Annotated in this window: 21 protein-coding genes and 1 tRNA gene; 9 read left to right on the top strand and 13 right to left on the bottom strand. The window is 66.3% G+C overall.

Going from position 1 to position 22,377, the window contains the following annotated elements; genetic code table 11:
- Nucleotides 1–148: 148 nt before the first annotated feature.
- The 6 genes from IB259_RS16795 (at nucleotide 149) to IB259_RS16770 (ending at nucleotide 5,177) form a co-directional block, all read left to right on the top strand.
- Nucleotides 149–1,189, top strand: a complete 1,041-nt coding sequence (locus tag IB259_RS16795) for an aminoglycoside phosphotransferase family protein (RefSeq protein ID WP_119451437.1) — start codon at nucleotides 149–151, stop codon at nucleotides 1,187–1,189.
- Nucleotides 1,189–1,875: an N-acetylmuramate alpha-1-phosphate uridylyltransferase MurU gene (gene murU / locus IB259_RS16790; RefSeq protein ID WP_192329711.1), complete on the top strand. Its 687-nt coding sequence runs from the start codon at nucleotides 1,189–1,191 to the stop codon at nucleotides 1,873–1,875. Before IB259_RS16795 ends, murU begins: the two co-directional genes overlap by 1 nt.
- A gap of 147 nt (nucleotides 1,876–2,022) precedes the next feature.
- On the top strand, nucleotides 2,023–2,721 hold the full coding sequence (locus IB259_RS16785) for a DUF6776 family protein (RefSeq protein ID WP_054457540.1): 699 nt from the start codon (nucleotides 2,023–2,025) through the stop codon (nucleotides 2,719–2,721).
- 121 nt (nucleotides 2,722–2,842) lie between these two features.
- Nucleotides 2,843–4,468, top strand: coding sequence for an FAD-dependent oxidoreductase (locus tag IB259_RS16780; protein ID WP_192329709.1), 1,626 nt, complete (start codon nucleotides 2,843–2,845; stop codon nucleotides 4,466–4,468).
- Nucleotides 4,465–4,692, top strand: coding sequence for a hypothetical protein (locus IB259_RS16775; RefSeq protein ID WP_054457542.1), 228 nt, complete (start codon nucleotides 4,465–4,467; stop codon nucleotides 4,690–4,692). The genes IB259_RS16780 and IB259_RS16775 overlap by 4 nt, the downstream gene beginning before the upstream one ends.
- Nucleotides 4,689–5,177 carry a MarR family winged helix-turn-helix transcriptional regulator gene (locus IB259_RS16770; protein WP_175213804.1) on the top strand — a complete coding sequence of 163 codons (489 nt, stop codon included), beginning with the start codon at nucleotides 4,689–4,691 and terminating at the stop codon, nucleotides 5,175–5,177. Before IB259_RS16775 ends, IB259_RS16770 begins: the two co-directional genes overlap by 4 nt.
- On the opposite strand, the gene IB259_RS16765 is transcribed toward IB259_RS16770, so the two are convergent.
- The 6 genes from IB259_RS16765 to IB259_RS16740 all read right to left on the bottom strand — a co-directional run bounded on the left by IB259_RS16765 (nucleotide 5,174) and on the right by IB259_RS16740 (nucleotide 11,056).
- Nucleotides 5,174–5,494, bottom strand: coding sequence for a 4a-hydroxytetrahydrobiopterin dehydratase (locus IB259_RS16765; protein ID WP_054457544.1), 321 nt, complete (start codon nucleotides 5,492–5,494; stop codon nucleotides 5,174–5,176). The two genes, IB259_RS16770 and IB259_RS16765, sit on opposite strands and share 4 nt — an antisense overlap.
- 68 nt (nucleotides 5,495–5,562) lie before the next feature.
- A complete protein-coding gene (locus tag IB259_RS16760) occupies nucleotides 5,563–6,210 on the bottom strand; it encodes an OmpA family protein (RefSeq protein ID WP_054457545.1) in 648 nt (215 codons plus the stop codon).
- A gap of 233 nt (nucleotides 6,211–6,443) precedes the next feature.
- Nucleotides 6,444–7,760, bottom strand: a complete 1,317-nt coding sequence (locus IB259_RS16755; protein ID WP_225589007.1) for an MFS transporter — start codon at nucleotides 7,758–7,760, stop codon at nucleotides 6,444–6,446.
- Nucleotides 7,761–7,801: 41 nt separating this feature from the next.
- Entirely contained in the window at nucleotides 7,802–8,986 is a 1,185-nt protein-coding gene (gene argE / locus IB259_RS16750; RefSeq protein ID WP_192329707.1) for an acetylornithine deacetylase, read from the bottom strand.
- A gap of 30 nt (nucleotides 8,987–9,016) precedes the next feature.
- Nucleotides 9,017–10,219 (bottom strand): pyridoxal phosphate-dependent aminotransferase, encoded by a 1,203-nt coding sequence (locus IB259_RS16745; RefSeq protein WP_054457547.1) that lies wholly within the window; start codon nucleotides 10,217–10,219, stop codon nucleotides 9,017–9,019.
- A gap of 42 nt (nucleotides 10,220–10,261) precedes the next feature.
- Complete coding sequence (locus IB259_RS16740; RefSeq protein WP_175213803.1) at nucleotides 10,262–11,056, bottom strand: HpcH/HpaI aldolase/citrate lyase family protein; 795 nt, start codon at nucleotides 11,054–11,056, stop codon at nucleotides 10,262–10,264.
- 165 nt (nucleotides 11,057–11,221) lie between these two features.
- Here IB259_RS16740 and IB259_RS16735 point away from each other — a divergent pair, with 165 nt between their 5' ends.
- Nucleotides 11,222–11,701: an Lrp/AsnC family transcriptional regulator gene (locus tag IB259_RS16735; RefSeq protein ID WP_054457549.1), complete on the top strand. Its 480-nt coding sequence runs from the start codon at nucleotides 11,222–11,224 to the stop codon at nucleotides 11,699–11,701.
- A gap of 26 nt (nucleotides 11,702–11,727) precedes the next feature.
- Here IB259_RS16735 and IB259_RS16730 read toward each other — a convergent pair whose 3' ends face one another.
- The 6 genes from IB259_RS16730 to IB259_RS16705 form a co-directional block, all read right to left on the bottom strand.
- On the bottom strand, nucleotides 11,728–12,384 hold the full coding sequence (locus IB259_RS16730) for an HAD family hydrolase (RefSeq protein ID WP_192329705.1): 657 nt from the start codon (nucleotides 12,382–12,384) through the stop codon (nucleotides 11,728–11,730).
- A gap of 100 nt (nucleotides 12,385–12,484) precedes the next feature.
- Entirely contained in the window at nucleotides 12,485–14,917 is a 2,433-nt protein-coding gene (locus tag IB259_RS16725) for a TonB-dependent siderophore receptor (RefSeq protein WP_192329703.1), read from the bottom strand.
- An 87-nt stretch (nucleotides 14,918–15,004) separates the two neighbouring features.
- Complete coding sequence (locus tag IB259_RS16720; protein ID WP_125472061.1) at nucleotides 15,005–15,973, bottom strand: FecR family protein; 969 nt, start codon at nucleotides 15,971–15,973, stop codon at nucleotides 15,005–15,007.
- A complete protein-coding gene (locus IB259_RS16715) occupies nucleotides 15,970–16,485 on the bottom strand; it encodes a sigma-70 family RNA polymerase sigma factor (protein ID WP_192329702.1) in 516 nt (171 codons plus the stop codon). Before IB259_RS16715 ends, IB259_RS16720 begins: the two co-directional genes overlap by 4 nt.
- A gap of 196 nt (nucleotides 16,486–16,681) precedes the next feature.
- Nucleotides 16,682–16,757, bottom strand: a tRNA-Lys gene (locus IB259_RS16710).
- A gap of 151 nt (nucleotides 16,758–16,908) precedes the next feature.
- Nucleotides 16,909–17,655, bottom strand: coding sequence for an SDR family oxidoreductase (locus IB259_RS16705; RefSeq protein WP_192329700.1), 747 nt, complete (start codon nucleotides 17,653–17,655; stop codon nucleotides 16,909–16,911).
- A gap of 115 nt (nucleotides 17,656–17,770) precedes the next feature.
- On the opposite strand from IB259_RS16705, the gene IB259_RS16700 reads away from it, so the two are divergent.
- Both IB259_RS16700 and IB259_RS16695 read left to right on the top strand, forming a co-directional pair.
- Complete coding sequence (locus IB259_RS16700; RefSeq protein ID WP_054457553.1) at nucleotides 17,771–18,388, top strand: TetR/AcrR family transcriptional regulator; 618 nt, start codon at nucleotides 17,771–17,773, stop codon at nucleotides 18,386–18,388.
- Between the two features lie 4 nt (nucleotides 18,389–18,392).
- Nucleotides 18,393–19,982: a sensor domain-containing diguanylate cyclase gene (locus tag IB259_RS16695; RefSeq protein WP_192329698.1), complete on the top strand. Its 1,590-nt coding sequence runs from the start codon at nucleotides 18,393–18,395 to the stop codon at nucleotides 19,980–19,982.
- A gap of 3 nt (nucleotides 19,983–19,985) precedes the next feature.
- Here the strand turns inward: IB259_RS16695 and IB259_RS16690 are convergent, their stop codons facing one another.
- Nucleotides 19,986–22,073 (bottom strand): AsmA family protein, encoded by a 2,088-nt coding sequence (locus IB259_RS16690; RefSeq protein ID WP_125472058.1) that lies wholly within the window; start codon nucleotides 22,071–22,073, stop codon nucleotides 19,986–19,988.
- Nucleotides 22,074–22,377 lie beyond the last annotated feature (304 nt).

Raw genomic sequence — 22,377 nt, 5'->3', positions numbered from 1 at the left:
ACGATGGTGGGAACGCGACACCGGCACCCACGGAGGGCCAATGCTAACGGAAACGAGCCGGTATTATAGAGAAGCCGCGCCATAGGCCCAGACTTATGTGCTCGGGACACAATTCTCAGCAATATTGCCTTTCTGACACGGATCTTCCTTGAAAAACGATCACGACCCCCGCCTGGAGCAGATCCGCCACTGGCTGGGCGGCCTGCCCGCCAGCCTGAACCTGGCCATCGACACGCTGCGTCCGGCGTCGGCCGACGCCAGCTTCCGCCGCTATTTCAGGCTGGACGCCGGCGAGCGCACCTTGATAGTCATGGACGCCCCGCCCGCACACGAGGATTGCCGGCCCTTCCTGCACGTGGACCGTCTGCTGGCGGACGTCGGCCTGAACGTGCCTGCAGTGCTGGAGCAGGATCTGGACCAGGGCTTGCTGCTGTTGTCCGACCTGGGCGAGCAGACCTACTACCAGCGCATTCAGGCCGGACTGCCGGACAGCGAACTGCAGACGCTGTATCGAGAGGCCCTGGCCGCCCTGGTCCGCCTGCAACAGGCCTCCACTGCCGGCCTGGGCACTTATGACACCGCCCGCCTGGCTGACGAACTCAAGCTCTTCCCCGAGTGGTACGTGCAGAAGCATCACGGCGTGACGCTGGACGACAAGACCGCAAACGCGCTGGAAAAGATCTTCGCATTACTGTCCGCGAGCAATGGCGGACAGGCCCAGGTGCTGGTGCATCGCGACTACCATTCGCCCAACCTGATGGTCTGCGACCAGCCGAAGTACGGACCGAACCCGGGCATCATCGACTTCCAGGATGCGCTGGCCGGCCCCATCACCTATGACCTGGCCTCCCTGGTGACGGATGCCCGCACAACCTGGGAAGAACCCCAGCAATTGGACTGGGCCATCCGCTATTGGGAAATGGCGCGGGCGGCCGGCCTGCCGGTGGACTCGGATTTCGCGGAGTTCCACCGCGCCTATGAATGGATGGGCCTGCAACGCAACCTGCGCATCCTGGGCGTGTTCGCCCGCCTGAATCACCGCGATGGCAAGGCGCATTACCTGGCCCACATTCCGCGCATGAACGGCTACGTGCGCCAGGTGGCCCAGCGCTACGGCGTCTTCACGCCGCTGCTGCGCCTGCTGGACAAGCTCGACGACCGCCAGGTCAGCGTCGGATACACCTTCTGATGCGGGCCATGATCCTCGCGGCGGGCCGCGGCGAACGGATGCGCCCCCTCACCGACCGCCTGCCCAAGCCCCTGTTGTCCGTGGGCGGCCAGCCGCTCATCGTCTGGCACCTGCGGCGGCTGGCGGCCGCCGGCATCCACGACGTGGTCATCAACCATGCCTGGCTCGGCCACGAAATCGAGCGGGCGCTGGGCGACGGCAGCACATACGGCGTACAGATCCGCTATTCGGCCGAAACCTCCGCGCTGGAAACCGCCGGCGGCATCGTCCAGGCGCTGCCGCTGCTGGGCGACGAGCCCTTCCTGGTCGTCAACGGCGACGTCTGGTGCGACTGGGACCCCGCCGCGGCCGCAGGCTTGGCGCGCACATTGCCTGAAGGCGGCGCCTGGCTGCTGCTGGCGGACAACCCGCCCCAGCATCCGGCTGGCGATTTCCGCCTGGATGCCGACGGCAGCGTCCATGCCCAGGGCGAACCTCGTTTGACCTTTGCGGGCATCGGCGTCTACCATCCCTCGTTGTTCGCCGACGTCCCCCGGGGCGCGGCAGCGCCCCTGGCGCCTCTGCTCCGGCAAGCCATGGCCCGCGGCCTGGTGCGCGGCGCGCGCCACCAGGGCAAATGGACGGATGTCGGCACGCCGCAGCGGCTCGCCGACCTGGATGCCGAGCTCACCGGCCAAGCACGCTGATGTCCACATATTTCACAATATCAAGGTGCGCAACCAGGCTTGTCCGCGCACCCAACGGTCCCGGCTAACGGGGTATTCTCTAGCGCTTTGACCTGCGCGCGCAGCGCGCGGGCGAGCAAACACACAGGAAGTTTTCTAGGAATGGGGATGTTTGGAAGATCGCAACGGGCTGTATTCAAGCCTTCCGTATACCAGCCCGGTCAACGCACGCGCCGCATGCCGCGCTGGCTGGTCCTGCTGCTGGTGGGCATCGCCCTGGGCGCCGGCGGCGTGCTCTTCCTGCAGACCAACTACGGCCCGCAACGCCTGACCGTGGAGCAATCCGAGCAGCTGCACAGCGAACTGAGCACCGCCAACCTGGAGCGCCAGCGCCTGCAAAGCCAGCTTGAGGAAGCCACCCAACAACGCGACGCCAACAAGTCCGGCCATGAAAAGCTGACCGCCGACCTTTCTGAAGCCCGCAGCAAGATTGACACGCTGAACAAGGAACTGGTGCTGTTCCAGGACGCCATGCCCGCCGACCCGCGCGGCGGCAACCTGGGCATCCGCTCGGCCACCTTCAAGCGCGCGCCCGGTCTGCTGGACTACCAGGTGCTGGTCATGCGCGAGGATCGCCAGGGCGCGCCGTTCAAGGGCACCCTGACCTTCTCCATCGACGGCACCTACCCCAACGGCCGCGCCGCCACCGTCACGCCGGAAGGCCCCGCCCTGAACGTCGACCGTTACGACTACGCCCTGGGCCAACTGAAGCTGCCCGACGGTTTCACTGCCAAGGTCGTGGTGCTGCGCGTGCTGGACGGCGCCCAGAAGCAGCAGGCGATGCGCATCTATTACGTGCGCAACTGATAGATACGCCGCGCCCGAAGACCCGCCCTGATCCGGCGGGTTTTTTTTGCCCCAAAAATATGGTTGCGTGCGCAACCTCTTAAGCATATAGTTGCGCAAACAACCAATTTCTGGAGACAGCATGCCGCTCCCCGCGCACGTTCCCGTCCTCATCGTCGGCGGCGGCCCCGTCGGCCTGACGCTGGCCGCCCTGCTTGCCGAATACGGCATCCCCTCGCTGACCCTGGAGGCCGACGACGACTATTGCAGCGGCAGCCGCGCCATCTGCATCTCGCGGCGGTCGCAGGAAATCATGGGCTGGGTCGGCGCCGACCGGCCCCTGACCGCCACCGGCCTGGCCTGGACCGGCGGCCGCAGCTACTTCCGCAACAGCGAAGTCCTGCATTTCGAGATGCCGCACGATCCGCTGCAGCGCTACGCGCCCATGGTCAACATCCAGCAATACGCCGTCGAGGAGTACGCCCATCAGGCCATGCAGCGCCATCCGGCGCTGGCCGAGCTGCGCTGGTCGGCGCGGCTTGCCGGCCTGAGCGCCGACGCGGACGGCGTCACGGCTGAAGTGGACATCGAAGGCGGCCGCCAGACCGTGCGCGCCGATTGGCTGATCGCCTGCGACGGCGGCCGCAGCACCGTACGCGAGGCCATGGGCCTGAAGCTGGAAGGCATGCAGTACGAAGGACGCTACGTGATCGTGGACATCGAACAGGAGTCCAGCCGCCCCGTGGAGCGCCTGGCCTGGTTCGATCCGCCTTCCAATCCCGGCTCCACCCTGCTCATGCACCGCCAGCCCGGCAACGTGTGGCGGGTGGACTACCAGATCCGCGACGACGAGGACCCCGAAGAGGCCGTAAAGCCCGAGAACGTGCTGCCCCGCGTGCAAAGCCATCTGGACATGATCGGCGAAACCGCGCCTTGGAAGCCGCTGTGGATATCCATCTACAACGCCAAGTGCCTGACCTTGGAAAACTACCGCCACGGACGCGTGCTGTTCGCCGGCGACGCCGCCCACCTGGTGCCGATCTTCGGCGTGCGGGGCCTGAACTCGGGACTGGACGATGCCGGCAACCTGGCCTGGAAGCTGGCCTGGGTGCTGCGAGGCCAGGCTCCCGACAGCCTGCTGGACAGCTACAGCGTGGAGCGCGTCCACGCCACCCGCCAGAACCTGACCTATGGCGCCAAGAGCACCGAATTCATGGCCCCGCCGGACTTCGGATTCCGCCTGATGCGCGAGGCCGCCCTGCGCCTGGCGCTGACGGATGAGCGGGTGCGCCAGCTGATCAACCCGCGGCAATCGGCGCCCATCTCCTACGATGCCTCGCCGCTGAACCTGGATGACGGCGCGCCGCAGGCCGGCGCAACCGCCGCGCCCGGCCAGCCCGCGCCCGAAGCGCTGCTGCACGATCGCGGCGCGCCGCTGCATCTCAGCGCGTGCTTTGGCGCCGGCTTCGTCGCGCTGGCGCTGGCTCCCGACACCGCTCTGGCGGCCGAACTGGACGCCCTGGCCGCCGCCACCCGCAACTCGCCCCAGCCGCTGCGCGTGCTGAAGACGGGCGATGATGCCTTGCAGGACCCGCACGGGCAGCTACGCCAGCGCTACGGCGCGCAAGCCGGCGCCGTCTACCTGCTGCGGCCCGACGGCTACGTCCTGGGACGCTGGATTGCCCCCTCGGCCGCCACCCTGCGCGCCGCGCTCAAGCCCTACTACCCCTCGATCGCACTGGACGCGCACAAGGAAGAGCTAGCATGAACAACGATGAACTGGACCAGGTCTATACCGCCATGGCGCAGACCCTGACGCGCGTCGGCGAAGAACAGGCGTCGCTCTTCCTGTCGATCCTGAGCCTGTCGCTGCTGGCCCGCGTGAGCGATGCGCGCGACGCCGCCGCGCTGCTGGCCCAGGCGGAAGCCGCCTGCCTGGCCAACGGCCCTGTGGCACACTATCCCGCCTCCGCCCCTGCCCGCCCGACGTGAAACAGCCCGCCCTGGAACGATTCCTGACCTACCGCCTGCACGTGCTCAACAAGATCACGGACAGGGACACGAATCGCGCCTATCTGGAAGAATGCGGGATTCCTCTGGGCGAGGCGCGCTGCCTGGCGGCCATCGGCCGCTACGCGCCCTTGTCGGTCAACGATCTGGCGCTGGCGGCCAATCTGAACAAGGGCCAGGCCAGCCGCTCGGCACAGGCGCTGGTGGACCGCGGCCTGGTGGAAAAGACCATGTCCGCCTCGGATGGACGCGGCGTGGTGCTGGCGCCCACCCCGGAAGGCCTGGTGCAATACCAGCGCGTCATCGACCTGATCGCCCGCCGCAATGAAGAGATCTTCGGCTGCCTCAGCGCCGACGAGCAGCTCCTGCTGGGCGACATGCTGGACCGCGTGAACAGCCATTTGCAGCCCGACGCGGACGGCTCGGAAGAGCCGCTCCCGCCCACGCCGCCAGGAAACGCGCCCTAAGCCTTGGGCGCGGTGGCGCCCAATTGCGCTGCCGCCTCGTCCATGAACTGCGCCATGCGCACATCCAGCTCGGTCACGCCGCCGGCATCGTGGGTGGTCAAGGTCACGTCCACGCGGTTGTAGACGTTGGTCCATTCCGGATGATGATTCAGCTTCTCCGCGAACATGGCGACGCGCGTCATGAAGCCGAATGCCGTATTGAAATTGGGAAAGCGGAAACGCTTTTCGATGGCGTCGCGCATCGCCACGGCCTGCCATCCGGACAAGGCGGCCACGGCGGTATCGGTGCCGATGCGGGCGGGAGGGAACATGCTCATGACGGACTCCAAAAAAACAGGCGGCGGCGCGTTGCGCCAGCCGCCTCGGACACTGGGCTGGCCCAGGTTTACTGCTGGACCGCGTACAGGTAGATCTCCACCCGGCGGTTCAGCGCGCGGCCTTCGGCGGTCGCATTGTCGCCGATTGGATCGTTCGGCCCGCGGCCCTCGACCGTCAGGCGGCCCGCTGCCACGCCCTGCTTGCTGAGGTAGTCGGTCACGCTCTTGGCGCGGTTGACCGACAGGGTCTGGTTATGCGCCAGGGCGCCCGTGCTGTCCGTATGGCCGACCACCTTGGCCCGCAGTTCAGGATGCTGGTTGAGCGAGCGCGCCACGCTGTCCAGCACCGGCAACAGCGCGGGTTTGAGCTGCGTCTTGTCGGTATCGAACGACACGCCGCTGGGAATGTTGACCTTGAGGCTGCCGTCGGGCATTTCGACCACGTCGATGCCCAGCGACGAAGCGCCCGACTTCTGCACGTCTTCCTTGACGACCTTCCAGTTGTAGCCAACCAGGCCGCCCGCCACCGCGCCGATGCCGGCGCCGATGGCCGCGCCCTTGCCGTGGCCGATCAAGGCGCCGATGCCGGCGCCGATCGCCGCCCCCGCGCCCGTGCCCACGGCGGTATTGGTCTGCTGCTGCGTGGCGCATCCCGCCAGCAATGCACCCGCCGCCGCAACGACTGCGATCCGGTTGAATATTGTTCTTGAGCTCATGGCAACCTCCACTTATTCCGTCGGTGTGCCGGATCATTCCGGCCAGACCATGCTAGCAAGCACACGAAGGGAGGCAGGCAACATTTTGTACTATCAGGAAGGTCCTGAAGATAGTGCGGCCGCGCTGTGGAACACGGCCGCAGCCTGGGCGGAAAAACGCTCAGGCCCGCAACAATGGGCTACATTCCACCCGCCGCCAGCCGGCCTCCGATGCGAAGGCCGGCGCCCGGCGCCTAACGCTGCTGGAACGTCCGGCGCGCCACGTTCAGCGACACCATCGCCATGAGCGCAATGGCCAGCAGGTAATAGCTGGGCGACAGCTTGGAGTCGGTGGTCGCGATCAGCCAGGTCAGGATGAATGGCGCGAAGCCGCCGAAGATCGTCACTGCAATGTTGTAGCCCAGGGACAAGCCGGTGGTACGCACCTGCACGGGGAAGATGGCGGACATCAGCGCCGGCATGGGCGCGAAGTACGCCGTCGCCAGGATGCCCAGGATGACCTGGACGATCATCAAAACGCCCACCGTCGGATACGACACCAGCAGATAGAACAAGGGATAGCACAGCAGCGCGGTCGAAAGGGCCGCGGCCATCATGATGCGCGCGGGTCCGATGCGGTCGGCCAGCGCGCCGACGAAGGGCGCGCCTACCGTCATGATGACGCCCGTGACCAGCGTCGCCAGAAAACCGATGGTAGGCGGCAGACCCAACTGGCGGATCGAGTACGTAGGCATGTACAGGGCCAGGTAGTTGCCCACCGAGCCCAGCGCCACGAAGCCAACGGTAACCAGCAGCCGCAGCTTCTGCCCCGCGAACATGTCGCTCAGCGGCGAAGCCGATGCCTCTGCCGCGCTGAACTCCGGCGTTTCATCCATGTGATGGCGGATGTAGTAGCCAACCGGCGCGATCAGCAGGCCGAACACGAACGGAATGCGCCAGCCCCAGCTTTCCAGCTGGGCCTGGGTCAGCGTCGCGTTGAGCACCGCGCCGAACAAGGCGGCCAGCAGGATCGCCGCGCCCTGGCTGGCGACCTGCCAGCTGGCGTAATAGGCGCGCCGGTCCGGCGCATATTCAATGAGGAAGGCCGTGGCGCTGCCGAATTCCCCGCCCGCCGAAAAGCCCTGGATCAGCCGGGCGACCAGGATGATGATCGATGCGGCCACGCCGATCTGCGCATGCGTGGGGACCACCACGATGATCAGCGTGCCTATCATCATCAGGAAAATGGACGCCGTCAGCGCCGCCTTGCGGCCCGCCCGGTCGGCATAGCTGCCCAACACGATGGCGCCCAGCGGCCGCATCAGGAACGACACGCCGAAGGTGGCCAGCGCCAGCAACAGCGAGGAGCTCTCGCTGGCGGACGGAAAGTACAGCTTGGCGATGATCAGCGCGAAGGTGCCATACGCGATCATGTCGAACCACTCCAGCGCATTGCCGATGGACGCGGCGATCACCGCGCGCCGCGCCTGGGCGCGCCGGTCGCCTGCCGGTGCCGCCTTGCTGCGGCCGGCGGCGGCCGCATTCCACGTTGTCTTCTCCGAATAAGCCATTTTTCCCTCTGTTATTTTCTAAAAATTAACGATCGATCAACTCATTGGCCGGCCATCGCAAGATGGCCCGCCAGCTTTTCCATGAACTGTTCGCACAGGCCGATCTGCGACAGCGCGACATACTCGTCCGGCCGGTGCGCCTGCTGCAGATTGCCGGGACCGCAAATGACCGCCGTCATGCCGGCCCGCTGGAACAGGCCGGCCTCCGTGCAATACGCCACCTTCTCGGTGCCGCGCGCGCCAGTCAGCGCCTGCGCCAACCGCGCAATCTCGGCGGTGGCGGCGGTATCGAAACCGGGCACCTCGGCCAGCGCTTCCAGCTCGATGTCGGCCTGCGGGTTCTCCGCCTTGATGCGGTCGCGCAGCTCGCCAGTGATGTAGCGGCGCAAACCGCCGATCACATCTGGCGCCGGCACGCCCGGGATGGTGCGGAATTCGAACTCGAACTGGCAACGGTCCGGGATCGTGTTGACGGACAAGCCGCCCGAGATCGTGCCGGTGTTGGCCGTGGTGTACGGCACCTCGAAGTCCTGGTCGAAAGGACCGTTCTGGCGATGGGCGTCGGCCATGTCGCGGATGTGGCAAATGGCGCGCGCCGCATATTCGATCGCGTTGACGCCGCGCGGCGTCAACGAAGAATGCGCGGCGTGCCCATGCACGGTGCAGCGGTACAGATTGCTGCTCTTGTGGGCGGAAATGACGCGCATCTCGGTGGGCTCGCCCACGATGCAGCTATCGGGGTGGATATCCAGCTTGGCCAATTCACGCAGCATGATGTCCGCCCCCAGGCAGCCGACCTCCTCGTCATAGCTCAGCGCCAGATGCAGCGGCACGCGCAAACGCCGCGACGTGAACGACGGCAGCATGGCCAGCGCGGTTCCGATGAAGCCCTTCATGTCGCAAGTGCCGCGGCCATATAGGCGGCCATCGCGCACCTCGGGCGCGAACGGATCGCTGCTCCAGGCCTGGCCGTCCACCGGCACGACGTCGGTATGGCCGGACAGCACCACCCCGCCCTGGGTGCCGCCGTCCGCGGCAGGCACGGTCACGAAAAGATTCGCCTTCTTGCCGTCGGCGTTGTAGATCAATCGGGGCGCCAGACCGGTCGCGGCCAGGTGGTCGCGCACCGTTTCGATCAAGCCCAGATTGGACAGGCGGCTGGTCGTGTCGAAACGCACCAGCCGTTCTATCCATTCCAGGGAACGGGGAAGCTCTGCAGTATTCATGGGTCGTACCCTAAGGTTGAGGCCTGGCGCTCAGGCAGCCTTGCTCCGCGCCGCATCCAGAAAGCGCGCCAGTCTAGCCACGCCTTCATCCAGGCGCTCGTGCGCGCTGGCATAGCACCAGCGCAGATAGCCCTCGCCCTCGGGACCGAACGCCATGCCCGGCGCCAGGCCCAGCCCGCCGCGCACGACCAGATCCTTGCAGAACGCCAGGCTGTCCGACACGCCCCGAATGCGGAAGAAGGTGTACATCGCCCCCGGCGCCGCACCCGCGAGTTCAACCCCGGGCACCTGCGACAGCTTCGACGCCAGATGGTCGCGCGCCAGCCGCAGCCGCTGCACGGTACGCGCGATGACGGGCTCGCCCTGTTCAAGCGCGCAAAGCGCGGCGGTCTGCACGAAACCCGGCGTGCAGGTGTTGCTGTATTCGATCAGCTTGCCGATTTCCGGCAGCAGCCCGCGCGGCACCACGACCCAGCCCACGCGCCAGCCGGTCATCAGCCAGGCCTTGGAGAACGAATTGCAGCTGACCACCCGGTCGTCCGGCGCAGCAATGTCCAGGAAAGTGGGCGCCACCGCGCCTTCGTAGTAGTAGCGTTCATACACGTCGTCGGAAATGATCCAGATGCCGTGCTTGCGGCAGTGCTCCAGCACCGCGCGCTGCTGCTCGGCGGTCATCACCCAGCCCGTCGGGTTGTTCGGCGAATTCACCAGAAGCGCGCGCACGTCCGGCGTCAGGACGCTGAGCAAGGCGTCCAGGTCCAGGCGCCAGCCACTCTCGGAGAACGACAGCGCAACCGTCGTCACGCGCGCCCCCAGCACCTTGGGCATTTCCACCAGGTTGGGCCACAAGGGCGTCACGGCGACCACGTGATCGCCCGCGCCCACGATGGCCTGCACGGCCGTCATCAGCGCCGACGTGCCCGAGCTGGTGACTGCGATGTTGTCCACATCACGTTGGCCGTGCAGCCCGCTCACATACCCGGCCAGGCGTTCGCGCAACGCGGGCACGCCCAGGGTCTGTACATAGAAGGTCTGCCCGGAAGCGATGTGGGCGATGGCCGCGTCGCGGAACGCGGGCGGCGTCTGCTCATCGGGTTCGCCGAACCAGAAGGGCAGCACGTCGGCGCGGCCCATGCCCGCATTGGCGACTTCGCGGATTTGCGACGAACGCAAGCTCTGCACGCTGGCGCGCGCGCTCGCCGTGACGCCGCCGGTAGATACTGCTGTATTCATGCCTGTTCCTGTCTTGCCAGTAGATTGAGATCGCGCCGCCACTCAGCGGCATGCCTCGCTGAACTGCGCGCGCGCCTGGCGGGCGCCGCGGGCCAGCCAGGCCACATCGGAGTGCAGCGCAATGAATTGCACGCCCAGCTTGCGGTAGCGCGCGGCCTCTTCGGGATCGTTGGCGAAAATGCCGACCGCCTTGCCCGCCGTGCGGCCGGCGTCGATCACGCGGCCCACGGCCTCGCGCACCTCGGCATGGGCCATGTCTCCCAGCCGGCCCAGGCTGGCGGCCAGGTCGGCGGTGCCGACGAACAGGCAGTCCGCCCCAGGCAGCGCGGCAATGGCTGCCACGTTGCGTACCGCCTGCGCCGATTCGATCTGCAGGATCGCGCAGGCCTGCTCATTGGCCCGCCTGACGTAGGAAGGGTCCTGCCCGTACATGCCGGCCCGCACCAGCCCCGCCACGCCGCGCACGCCGCCATTGCCTTCGCACGGAAAGCGCATGGCCGCGATGGCGCGGCCCGCGTCCTCGGCCGTGTCGATGTTCGGGAAAATGATCGTCTGGGCGCCGCAATCCATCGCGCGCTTGACCAGCGCGGCGTCGTTCACCGTCACGCGCACAACCGGATACGCGGCGGCGCCATGCGCGCGCGCCGCGTCGATGGCCTGCAATTGCGCCGTCAAGCCCGCCATGTCATTGGGCGCATGCTCCATGTCGACGACCAGCCAGTCGAAGCCGCAATGCGCAATCGCCTCGGCCACGGCCGGGCTCGCCAGGGTCAGCCAGCACCCCTCGGAAGGCTCCAGGGCCAGCAGCTTCTTGCGTATCGGATTCGGATCTTTCATGTCTGCTCCATAGTGTTCAAACGGGGAGCATTCATGACGTCGACGCCCCCTCCAGCAATCGAACAAAGATACCGGAGCGGAATCGCGAATATTTCCGAATTTTCGACGCGAATGTGTAATATTTTGGATTGAAATTAGCGAAACATTCAATTTCTTGGAAAAATCGTGCAAAGCAAGAATTTCGATCCCACGGACCTGCAGATCCTGGCCGCCTTGCAGGTCGACGGGCGGCTTTCCAGCGCCGATCTGGCCGAGCGCGTTTCGCTCACCCCCTCCCCCTGCTGGCGACGCGTCAAGCGCCTGGAGGACGAGGGCGTGATCCGCGGCTACCGGGCCGAGGTCGACGTCAAGAAGCTTGGCTTCGGCGTAACCGCGTTCGTCTGGATTTCGCTGGACATGAAGGGCGCCGAACACGTCAAGGCGTTCGAGGACGCCATCAAGGACGTGCCGGAGGTGCTGACCTGCCATTGCGTGTCGGGCCGCTACGACCATCAGCTAACGGTCATCGCCCGCGACCTCGACGCGTTCGGCGATCTGGCGCGCTATGTGCTTGGCGCCCTGCCCGGCGTGAAGGAGGTCTACACCTCCTTCGTGCTGAAAGAGGTCAAGGGGTTGGGGGATGCGATTTCATTGCCGGCGGACTGACGCACGGCATCCACGGCGGCCAGCCATCAGGCCGCGTTGAACCGCGCAAGCCACGGCAACGCCGCTTCCAGCCGGGGGGACTCCAGCTCCGGCTGCGCCGCGCCTTCAGGCAGCGTCAGCCCCACCCGGTTGTGCCAATACGTGCGCAGGCCCACCTTGCTGGTGCCGAACATGTCGTAGCCGGAGCCCGCGACGAACGCGGCCTCGGACGGCTGCACCTGCAATCGGGCCAAGGCCAGCTCATAGGGGCGCGGGTCGGGCTTGTAGTAGCCCGCCTCCTCCGACGTCACCACCACGTCCCAGTCCACGCCCAGCAAACCGGCGGCGCGCTGCCCCAGACGGGCGGAACAGTTGGTGACCACGGCCAGGCCGCAATGCGGCCGCAAGGCCTGCAGCAATTCACGGGCGCCATCCCAGGCGGGCAGCTCGTCCCAGCCCGCCTCCAACGCGGCGGGTGCGGATGCCGGCAGGCCGACCGCGGACGCGGCTTCCTGCACCAGACGCTCATAGGGTTGATAGGCGCCGCAACCATAGGTGCGGCGCAGGTACTCCGCGCGCCAGGCGCGTCCGGCGGACTCGGAGCCGGCGGCGCGGTTCCATAGGGTCCAGGAATCGAGCAAGGCCGTCAGCAGGTCGAACAACACGGCCCGGGGATAGGTGGGTACTGCGGCGGGACTGGACATGCGCGGCTCTCTCGGGTGGGTACAGGCCCACTATAAAGAGCAACGCAGCCGCTGTGGTTCAACCTGCGTTTACCCAGAATTAAGCCTGAACTTAATCGCGCTACCAGCGATACGCCACCCGCGCCATGATGGTCCGCTCCAGACCGTAATAGCAGTTTGTCACGCTGTCGCACGCCGCCACATAGCGCTTGTCGAACAGGTTGCTGGCGTTCAGCGAGAACTGGTAGCTCCCCATGTCGTAGCGCAGCGCCGCGTCCACCAGCGTGTAGGCAGGCACATGCACCGCGTCCGGAATGTCATTGGTCGACCCCATGTAGCGCACGCCCGCGCCGAACCATAGGCCGGCCAGCGGCCCCGTCGCCGACAGGCGGTAATCGGCCCACAGCGACGCCATGTGATCGGGAATGTAGGGCGGACGCTTGCCCAGGTTGACCGCCGTCCGCGCCGCCTTGGTCACCTTGACGTCGTTGTAGGTGTAGGACGCCAGCACGTTCAACTGCGGCGTGACTTCCCAGGTGCCTTCCAGCTCGATGCCGCGCGAACGGATTTCGCCGGTCTGCACGCTGAAGCCGGGATGGGCCAGGTCCGCGGTCGACACATTGGTCTGCCGCAGGTCGAAGAGCGAGACCTGCGCGAAGCTGCGGGCGCCCGCCGGCTGATACTTCAGGCCGATCTCATACTGCTTGCCGCGCGTGGGCTCGAATGGCGTGCCGCCGTAGCCCGCGCCCGCCACCGGCTCGAAAGACTCGGTATACGACGCGTAAGGCGCCAGGCCGTTGTCGGCCAGGTAAACCAGCCCGACCTTGCCGCTGAATTGTTCGTCGTTGCTGCGGGTCGTGGTTTCCACGCCGGTGCGCAGGATCGTCTCGCCCGTGGTGGAACGCGCCCAATCGTAGCGGCCGGCCAGTTGCAGCACCCATTTGTCGTAGAACTTGATCTGGTCCTGCGCATACAGGCCGAACTGCCGGCGCACCTGATTGGTATCGTTGGACGCCTGCGGCGTCGCGCCGGGGAACGGCCGCCCATACACCGGGTCCCACACATTGATCGGATCCACCGCGGCCGTACGCAAGCCGTAGAGCCGGTCAAAACGCGATTCCTGATAATCCGCGCCCAGCAGCAGCGTGTGCGCCACCGGCCCATGCGCAAGATTGAACTGCGCCTGGTTGTCCAGCGTGAACAGGTGGAAGCCCTCTTTGCTGACCAGCGAAATGCGGCGCAGGTCGGTGTAGGGTTCACGCGTCTGCACCCAGCCTCCGTTCGCCCCCAGGCTGCGGTAATCGACGTCCAGCGTGGAATAGCGCAGGTTCTGGCGCAGCGTCAGCTGGTCGTTGACCCGATGCTCGGCCAGGTAGCCGATCTGCGCCTTGCGCCGATCGGTCTGGTCGAAGGTCGGGTCACCCGTGAAAAAGTCCACCGGAATATGGCCGTTGGCGACCGGCCAGAGCGTGCCCGCAGCGGGCAGGAAGTTGGCCGTATTGCCCGTGCGATCGTGCTGGTACTGCGCGAGCAGCGTGATCGAGGTCGCCGCGCTGGGCTTCCAGGTCAGCGACGGCGCCAGCAGGACGCGGTCGTCATCGACGTGGTTGGTCTGCGTGCCGCCCTCGCGCCCCACCGCCGTCAGGCGGTAAAGCCACTGGCCCGCATCGTCCAAGGGACCGGTGAAGTCGCCGGAGAGCTGCTTGCGGTCGAAGCTGCCGTACTGCACCGCCAGTTCGCCGCTGCGCGTATCCAGCGGACGCTTGCTGACCTGGTTGACCAGCCCGCCCGGCACGGTCTGCCCGTACAGCACGGACGAAGGACCGCGCAGGACTTCCAGACGTTCCAGCGTGTAGGGGTCGACCTCCCAGCCGCCGTAACCGCCCGAGTAGGCCAGCTTCAGGCCGTCCAGATACTGACCGTTGTTGGCGACGTTGAAGCCGCGCACATAGTAGGTGCCGCGGCGCGTGTCGTAGATGGGTTCGGTGCGCACCCCTGCGCTATAGCGCAAGGCCTCGTCCACGCGGCTGACGCCCTGCGCCGCCATCTGCGCCTGGGTGATGACGCTGATCGACTGCGGTGTCTCGATCAGCGGCGTGTCGGTCTTGGTGGCGGTCGCGCTGTTACGCGCGACATAGCCGTCGACCGGTCCCCAGGCCTGCTCGCCGCTGCCGTGCACCGTGATCGGCTCCAGCGTGCTGGCGGCAGCGCCGGACGCGCGCCGAATCGTATAGCCTGCCTCGCCGCGCGCAATCGCCTCCAGCCCGGTGCCTGCCAACAAGCCGGCGAACGCCTCCCTGGGCGCCACCGTGCCTGACAGGCCCGGGCTTTGCAGCCCGGCAGTCAACGCCGGATCGAACGACAGGATCAGGCCGGCCTGCTCGGCGTAGCGATTCAGCGCGGGAGCCAGAGGACCGGGCGCCACGTTGACCGTGCGGGCAACTGCCGCAACGGACGCAGTCGACGACTGCCCCCAGACGGGATGAACCGCGGCCAGCGCGGCCGCGGCGGACAGCGCGCGCAAGATGCGCACTGTGAACTTGGAATGACTCATGAGCGGACGACCCTCTCCAGATTGATGGCTACTCATGAGTCATGACGAAGCAAACCGCGACAGGGACAGCGAAATGCAGATTTTTTTTCAACGACGCTGCACCAGCACCAGCCAGGACGTGTATCGGTTGACCGTGATGGGGAGGCTGGCCGCCAGCGATGCCAGGGCCTGATCGGGCGCTTCCAGCGGGAATACGCCCGACACGCGCAGGCCATCCAGAGAACCCGCGTCGTACTGCAGGCGCCCCTTGCGGTAGCGGCTCAGCTCCGCCAGTACATCGGCCAGTGGCTGGTTATCCACCACCAGGCTGTGCCGTGTCCAGGCTAGCGCCTGTTCTGCGTCTACTGGTTCAACCTCGCCGACTTGGCCCGCGCCCATGCGCACGCGCTGCCCCGCCGCCAGATCGGCGCACACCGGCGCGGGAGCCTGAGCGCAGGCCCGCACACGGGATTCCTGCACGACCACATCCGTATGGCCGTCGCCGCGCCGCACCGCATAACGCGTGCCCAGCGCCTGCGCCGTGCCGTCCGGCGTCTGCACCACGAAGGGCCGTCCCGCGTCCTCGTGCGCCACGTCGACGAGGATCTCTCCTTGCCGCAAGGTGATCAGCCGTTGCCGGGCATCGAAGCGCACGTCGATCGCCGAATCGCTGTTCAAGGTAATGCGGCTGTGGTCGTCCAGTTCGATGACGCGCCACTCGCCGACTCCGCTGCGGTGATCGGCCAGCAGCCAGGCCGGCGGCGCCATGCGCCACAGGCCGGCCCCACACACCAGCAATGCCAGCGCGGCCGCTCCCAGTGCGCGGCGGCCGGTACGCGGCTTGCGGTCGGCCTGCTCCAGGATGCGGCGGGCTGCCGCAGGCGAATCGAAGGCCGCGGCCCGGTCGAAACTTCCCCAAAGATCCTCAAGCCGGCGATAGACCCGTTCGTGCTCGGGATCCGCGGCCCGCCACCGCAGACAGGCTTCGCGGTCGGCGTCGCTCGCGCACTCATCGCGCAAGGTGGCCATCCATTGGGCCGCGTCCGCCACGACGCAAGGGATAGCCTCTGCCTTCACGCCGCCTCCATCACCAAGTAGCAATGGGCAAGCGCGCGCGCGACATACTGCTTCACCATGCTGGAAGAGACGCCCAGTTCGACCGCGATCTCGCCGTAGTTCCATCCCTCCAGCCGATGCAGCAGAAAGGCGCTGCGCGGCTTGGCGGGCAAGGCATCGAGCATGCGCGCCAGTTCCGCCAGGATCTCGACGGTTTCAAGCAACTGTTCGGGAGCGGGCGAGGTCTCGCCACCATGCAGAATGGACCAGCTTTCCAGGCAAACCGCCTCGAGCTTGCGCCGCCGTGCGTCGTCGATCACCAGCCGGGTGGCGGTCGTCGTGAGGTAGGCGCGCGGCGTCCTGATCGCCGCCAGATCGTCGCGGCCGATCAACCGCACAAAGGTGTCCTGCGCGAAATCAGCGGCGTCGCAGGACGAGCCCAGCTTGCGGCGCAGCCACCCGACCAGCCAGCCATGATGATCGCTGTACCAGGTCAACAAGGCCGCGTGGCGGGCGGTATCAGGAGCGGACATGGCGCGCGCGAAATGATTTGGAAATAAGAATGATTAGCAATCATATCAAAGTCCATGCCCCGCCATTGCGCTTTTCCCACCGCTGCGCGGATGCGCTTTTCCTACGCCCGGCGATTCACGCAGCCTGCCCTGACATCAGTTTGACGCGGCAAAAACAAAAGGCCGTTGACGATGACGTCAACGGCCTTTGGAATTCTGGTGGGCTGTGAGTGGCTCGAACACTCGACCTACGGATTAAGAGTCCGCTGCTCTACCAACTGAGCTAACAGCCCTGCAACTTCACTCAGTCTCGTCCGCTTTGCTGCGCGTTGTTTAGTCCGCTGCCGCTGCGTTTCGTTATGTGTGTAGTGCGAAGAAGAAAGATTATATGCAGCTTTTTTGGTTTGTGCAAGTCAGGTGGAAAAAACTTTTTCCAGACCGGCCTCAAGCCGCAAATCCGCCGTCCACCGCCAGGCTCGCACCCGTGACGTAGCGCCCTTCCGGCCCGGCCAGGAACGCAACCATGCCGGCGATGTCACGCGCTTCGCCGTAGTGCGGCAAGGACAGCACCGCCACCAGATCCGCCGCATGCGCGCCGTCGGCGGGATTCATGTCGGTGTCGATCGGGCCGGGGTGCACTACGTTGGCGGTGATGCCACGTGCGCCCAGGTCGCGCGCCAGGCCCTGGGTCAGGCCGACCAGCGCGGACTTGCTGGCGGCATACAGCGCGACACCGGCGCGGCCCGCGCGGCCTGCCAGGCAGCTGCCGATGTTGATGATGCGTCCGCCGTCCGGCATGGACGCCTGTGCCGCCTGGATGGCGACGAAGGGCGCGCGCACGTTGACGTCCATGGTGCGCTCGTAGTCGTCGAGGCTGGTCTCGCCTATCGCGCCGGTCAGGAAGATGCCGGCGTTGTTGACCAGCACGTCGATAGGGCCCAGCTCGGCGATGGCCCGGTTGACCGCCCCGCGGACTGCGGACGCGTCTGCCGCATCTGCCTGGATGGCGAGCGCGCGGCGCCCGTCCACCGACAGTTCACGCGCCAGCGCCTGCGCACCGGCGGCCGAGGAGGCGCTCACGTAAGTGAACGCCACGTCGGCGCCATCGGCTGCAAGGCGGCGCACGATGGCGGCCCCGATACCCCGGCTGCCGCCGGTGACGAAGACAATTTTTCCAGTCAGATTCGGCATTGCGATACCCATATTTGTAGTGATCAGTACAAATATATTCGCCGAGCCCTCCATCGCCCGTCAACTATTTTTTTATCAATCACCACAAAAATCCCTGCCGGGTAAAATCACGCCTATGGCAGAACGTGGGCGCCCCAGGAACTTCGACCGTGCCCAGGCCTTGCGCAAGGCCATGGACGTCTTCTGGTCGAAGGGATATGACGGAGCATCGCTGACCGACCTCACGGCGGCGATGGGCATCAATTCGCCCAGCCTCTATGGCGCATTCGGCTCAAAGGAAGGACTATTCCGCGAAGCGGTGGAGCTCTACCGCGAGACCGAGGGTGGCTCGGCCCGGCGTGCGCTGCAAGAAGCGCCCACGGCGCGCGAAGCCATCCAGTCCATGCTGCTGGCGTCCGCCGAACGCTTCACCGCTCCCGGCACGCCCTCGGGCTGCATGATCGTGCTGAGCGCGCCGGCAGGCTGCGTAAATCCGGCCGGCGTGGGCGACTTCCTGGGCGACAACCGCCGCGACATGCAAAGCCGCATCCTGGCCCGCCTCAATGCCGGCGCCTCGCATGGCGAACTGCCGGCCGGCGCCGACCTCAAGAGCCTGGCCGCCTTCTACACCACCGTGCTGCACGGCATGTCGATCCAGGCGCGCGACGGCGCCAGCCGCAAGACCCTGCAAGCCGTGGCCAGACAGGCAATGAGAGCCTGGGACGCGCTGACCGAAAGCATACCCAACGGATAACGTCATGTTCCGGATCAATCTGCGGCATCTCATCCTGTGGATCAGCTTGCTGTCGGTTGTGCTCGCGCTGATGGGCAGCCTGCATGCCAGCTACCTGGTGCAGCGCGACCTTCTGCTGCGCACCGCGCTGGAACTCAATCAGGCCTACGCGTCCAAGCTGGCTTCCGTGACCGACGTGTTCCTGACCGACCTCAGAAACTATCTGTCGTATAGCGCGGAAATGCTGGCCGACATGGAAGTGCACCCCGAACACATGGTGGCCGAGACGCAGCGGCAGGAACGGCAACTCGGCCAATTCAACTCCACGTTTGTCGTGTCGCCGCAAGGCAAGGTACTGGCGGCATCGACATCGGACCGCGCGTTGCTGGGCCAGCAGCTGAACAGCGAGGCCGTCAGGCGCGCGCAGGCAACCTTGCTCCCCACGGTCAGCCCTCCGTTCATGGACCTCAAGAACCGCTGGCTGATCCTGTACACCCACCCTATTTTCTCGGCCGACCACCGCTATCTGGGGTTTCTCGGCGGCACTCTCTACCTGCATGAGCACAACATGCTGGATCACCTGCTGAGCCAGCACTTCTACCGCGGCGACTCCTCTCTTTACGTCATCGATCGCAACGGCACCCTGATCTATCACCCCGACCGCGGCCGGTTGGGACAAAGCGTCTCCAAATCCGACGCGTTCGCCCCCGCCTTGCGGGGCGAAACCGGTGAAATGCGCTTCACCGACGACGACGGCCACGCCTTGCTGACGGGCTATGCGCCAGTGCCCGGCATGGGCTGGAGCATCATCGCGCAACGCCACGTCGACGCCACGTTGCAGCCCCTGGGCGATCTGCTTCTGACCACGGCTCTCCATACCCTGCCCCTGCTGCTGCTTTCCGTGGCCTCCATCTGGCTGCTGTCGCGCTGGATCGCCCGGCCGCTAGGCGAACTGGCCGGCATCGCCAAGCACATGCAGAACGCGGATTCGGCGGATCGCATCCGCGACGTGCGCTCCTGGTACTTTGAAGCCGCGCAACTCAAGCGCGCGCTGCTGGCGGGCCTGTCCTCGATCCATCACAAGATCCGCGACCTGCGCCGTGAAACCACCACGGATACCTTGACGGGCCTCTTGAACCGGCGAGGAATGGACGAGGCGCTGGCGCTGCTGCAAGCCGAGAAGCAACCGGTGGCCGCCGTGGTCATCGACATTGACCACTTCAAGCACATCAATGACCGCTACGGCCACGCGGTGGGAGACCGCGCACTGCAGTCCCTGGCCAAGCTGATGGGCGAAGGTTCGCGCAGCGGCGACACCGTGGCGCGCGCCGGCGGCGAAGAGTTCGTCATGCTGCTGCCCGGCGCCCCCCTGGAAGCCGCCATCGCGCTGGTCGAGCGACTGCGCCAGCGCATTGCCACGGAGCCGGGCGCCGTCGCCACGCCCCTCACCATTTCGGCAGGCGTGGCGGCCTACCCCGCACATGGCGTGACGCTCGACGCCGTACTACAGCGCGCCGACCAGGCGCTCTACTACGCCAAGAACCATGGTCGCAACGCCGTCTGCGTCGCGGACGACGATGCCCAGGCCGGAGCGCGCCGGACCTCGCCGGCTTGAGCCCTATTTGCCTTTGGGCTGAGCGGGCGGCGGGGCCTTGGGCGGCACGCGCATCTCCTTCAGCAAGGGGCCGCAGGCATTGTCGTCGGTGGTGCTGGGCGCAACCAGCGCCAACAGCCCGGCGGCCGGCGTCAGCAGTACGCCCAGGGCCACCATGCCCGCGCCACGCGCCGCCAGCGGCAACACATGCACGCCCACGTCCGGCGATCCGAACGTACCCCGCACATACAAGGGAGAGCGCAGCGAGAAGATGCGGAAGCCCTTGCTGTCCGGGGTGATGTCCAGGTCCATCTTCTCGTTCTTGAAGTCAGCCGTGCCGGTAATGCTGATCAGCGCGTTCTCGGTGTCGAACACGAACACGCGCGGCGTCATGACGCCGTTCTTCATTTCCAGATCGGCCGCGCCGCAATTGATCTTCACCTCGTCGTCGCCGAACAGCTTGGAGACGACGTAGTTGCCCACGTTGAGCCCCGCGATCTCCATCAGGCTGCGGCTGATGACGCCATCGTTGACCAGCATTTTCACATCGCCCGTCGCCGTGCCCAGCAAGGCGGCCACCGAATTCCCCGCGCCGCTCACCGCCATGTCGCCATTCAGCTCGCCCAGCGTTTTCTGCATGGCGGCTGTGGCGGGAAACAGCTGCTTGAGCCGCAGGCGGCGCGCGCTGATGTCCACGCGCCCGGTCAGGGTCGAGCCGGAGCCGTCCAGCCGTATGGTGGAATTGATGTTGCCGCCGGCCATGCCGAAGCGCAGGGGGTCGAGCGTCAGCTTGCCGTCCTGCAGCACCAGGTGCACGGACAGGTCCGACAGCGGCAGCTTGCTGTCGTGCACGATGCGGCCGGCGTCCAGCGCAACGTCCGCATCCATGTCACGCCAGCGGTCGGTGCGGAATGCCTGCGTGGGCAGCACCTTGCCGCCCTTGGGCTTGGCCGGCGCGTCCTTGGCCTTGTCCGTTGCGGCGCCCGCCACCTTGCCCGACGGCACGCCGATCAGCGGCCCCAGGTCCTCCATGCGCAATTGTTTGGAGGAAAGCTTGCCGGTCAGCTTGGGCCGGGGCATACCCAGTGCGAAGCTGATGTCGCCATGCAGATCGCTGTTGCCTACCTTGCCGTTGAAATCCTTGTAGTCGAACACCGCCCCGCCGGGATTGCGCAGCTTGGCCACCAGATGGCCGTCAGTGGAATACGGCGGCGTGTCCGGCAGGGTGACACCCGTCAGCGGGTACAGCTGCGCCATTGACGCGCCCGACAGCTTCAAACGCAGATCCAGCGAGCCAAGATTGACCGGATCGGTCAAGGTCCCCGCGACTGACGCCCGGGTACCGCCGATGGTCACGTCCGCCTGCACAGGAAAAGGCTGGCTGGCGTCCTGCAGGGCAAGCATGCCGCCAACCTTGCCTTCGCCCTTGGTGGCCAGGCCCTTGAACTTGCCGTCCAGCTTCCAGCCGAATACGTAGTCGCGCGGCGACGTCGCGGCGCCACCCTCCGGTGCCGCGAAGGCCGCCCCGGCTACGTCCGCGAACGGCACTGGCTTGCCCAGCGGATCCACCATCACGGTCAGGTCCGCCTTGAGGACTTCGTCCACCAGCGCCGCGCGGCCCTTGTCAAAGCCGATCTCGTTGATGTCCAGCACCCAGGGCGAAGGCTCGCCGGTTTCTGGCAACGTAAATTCCCAGTTGGCGCGGCCGTCGGCCAGGCGCTGCAAATCGGCGGCGGGTTCGGTCAGCTGGATGCGGCGGATGACCACGCGCTGGCGCAACAGCGGCAGGAGCGCCAGGCTGAACTCGCCGCGCTTGAGGGTTGCGAACTGGGGGGCCTTGGCCCAGGGCACATTGGCCACCGAGATATCGTTGGCAATCACATGCGGCCATGGCACCCAGGCCCGCCAGCTGCCTTCATCGGGCTCGCGAGTCCATTTGACGCTGAGATCGCCGTTGATGGCGAAGGGGCGTCCGATCGCGGCGCTGGCCCGTTCGTTGATGAAGGGCTTGGCGCGGTTCCAGTCGAAGGTGGCGATCACCGCCACCAAAATCGCCACGAGGAGCGCCGCTCCCCCTACAATCCCGATCGCTATTTTTCCTGAGCGCGTCATGGTTATTATCCTTGGCATTGCGGCCGGCGCACCGCTACCGGCCCTCGTTACCTTTAAGGGTATCGCGGCCCGCAGGGCCAGCCAGGCTTTCCGGCCCCATAATGTGTGCGGATTTTTCCTCGCCCGGCTCTCCAGGCGGCGGCGCCCGGCGCGTGCCAGCCGGGGTTTGCGCAGCATGGCGCGTGCCCAGCCCTGGGACGGTCGGTTACAAACCGAAATGGCTTCCTACGGCGAAATGTGACCCAGACGTCGGCGCCTACCGAATTTTCGACGCCGGTCACGCTCAAATGCCTGAACGACAGAC

This window comes from Achromobacter sp. ACM04 (assembly GCF_014851465.1).
GTDB lineage: Bacteria > Pseudomonadota > Gammaproteobacteria > Burkholderiales > Burkholderiaceae_B > Achromobacter > Achromobacter aegrifaciens.
This window is presented reverse-complemented; position numbering and strand designations above follow the sequence as displayed.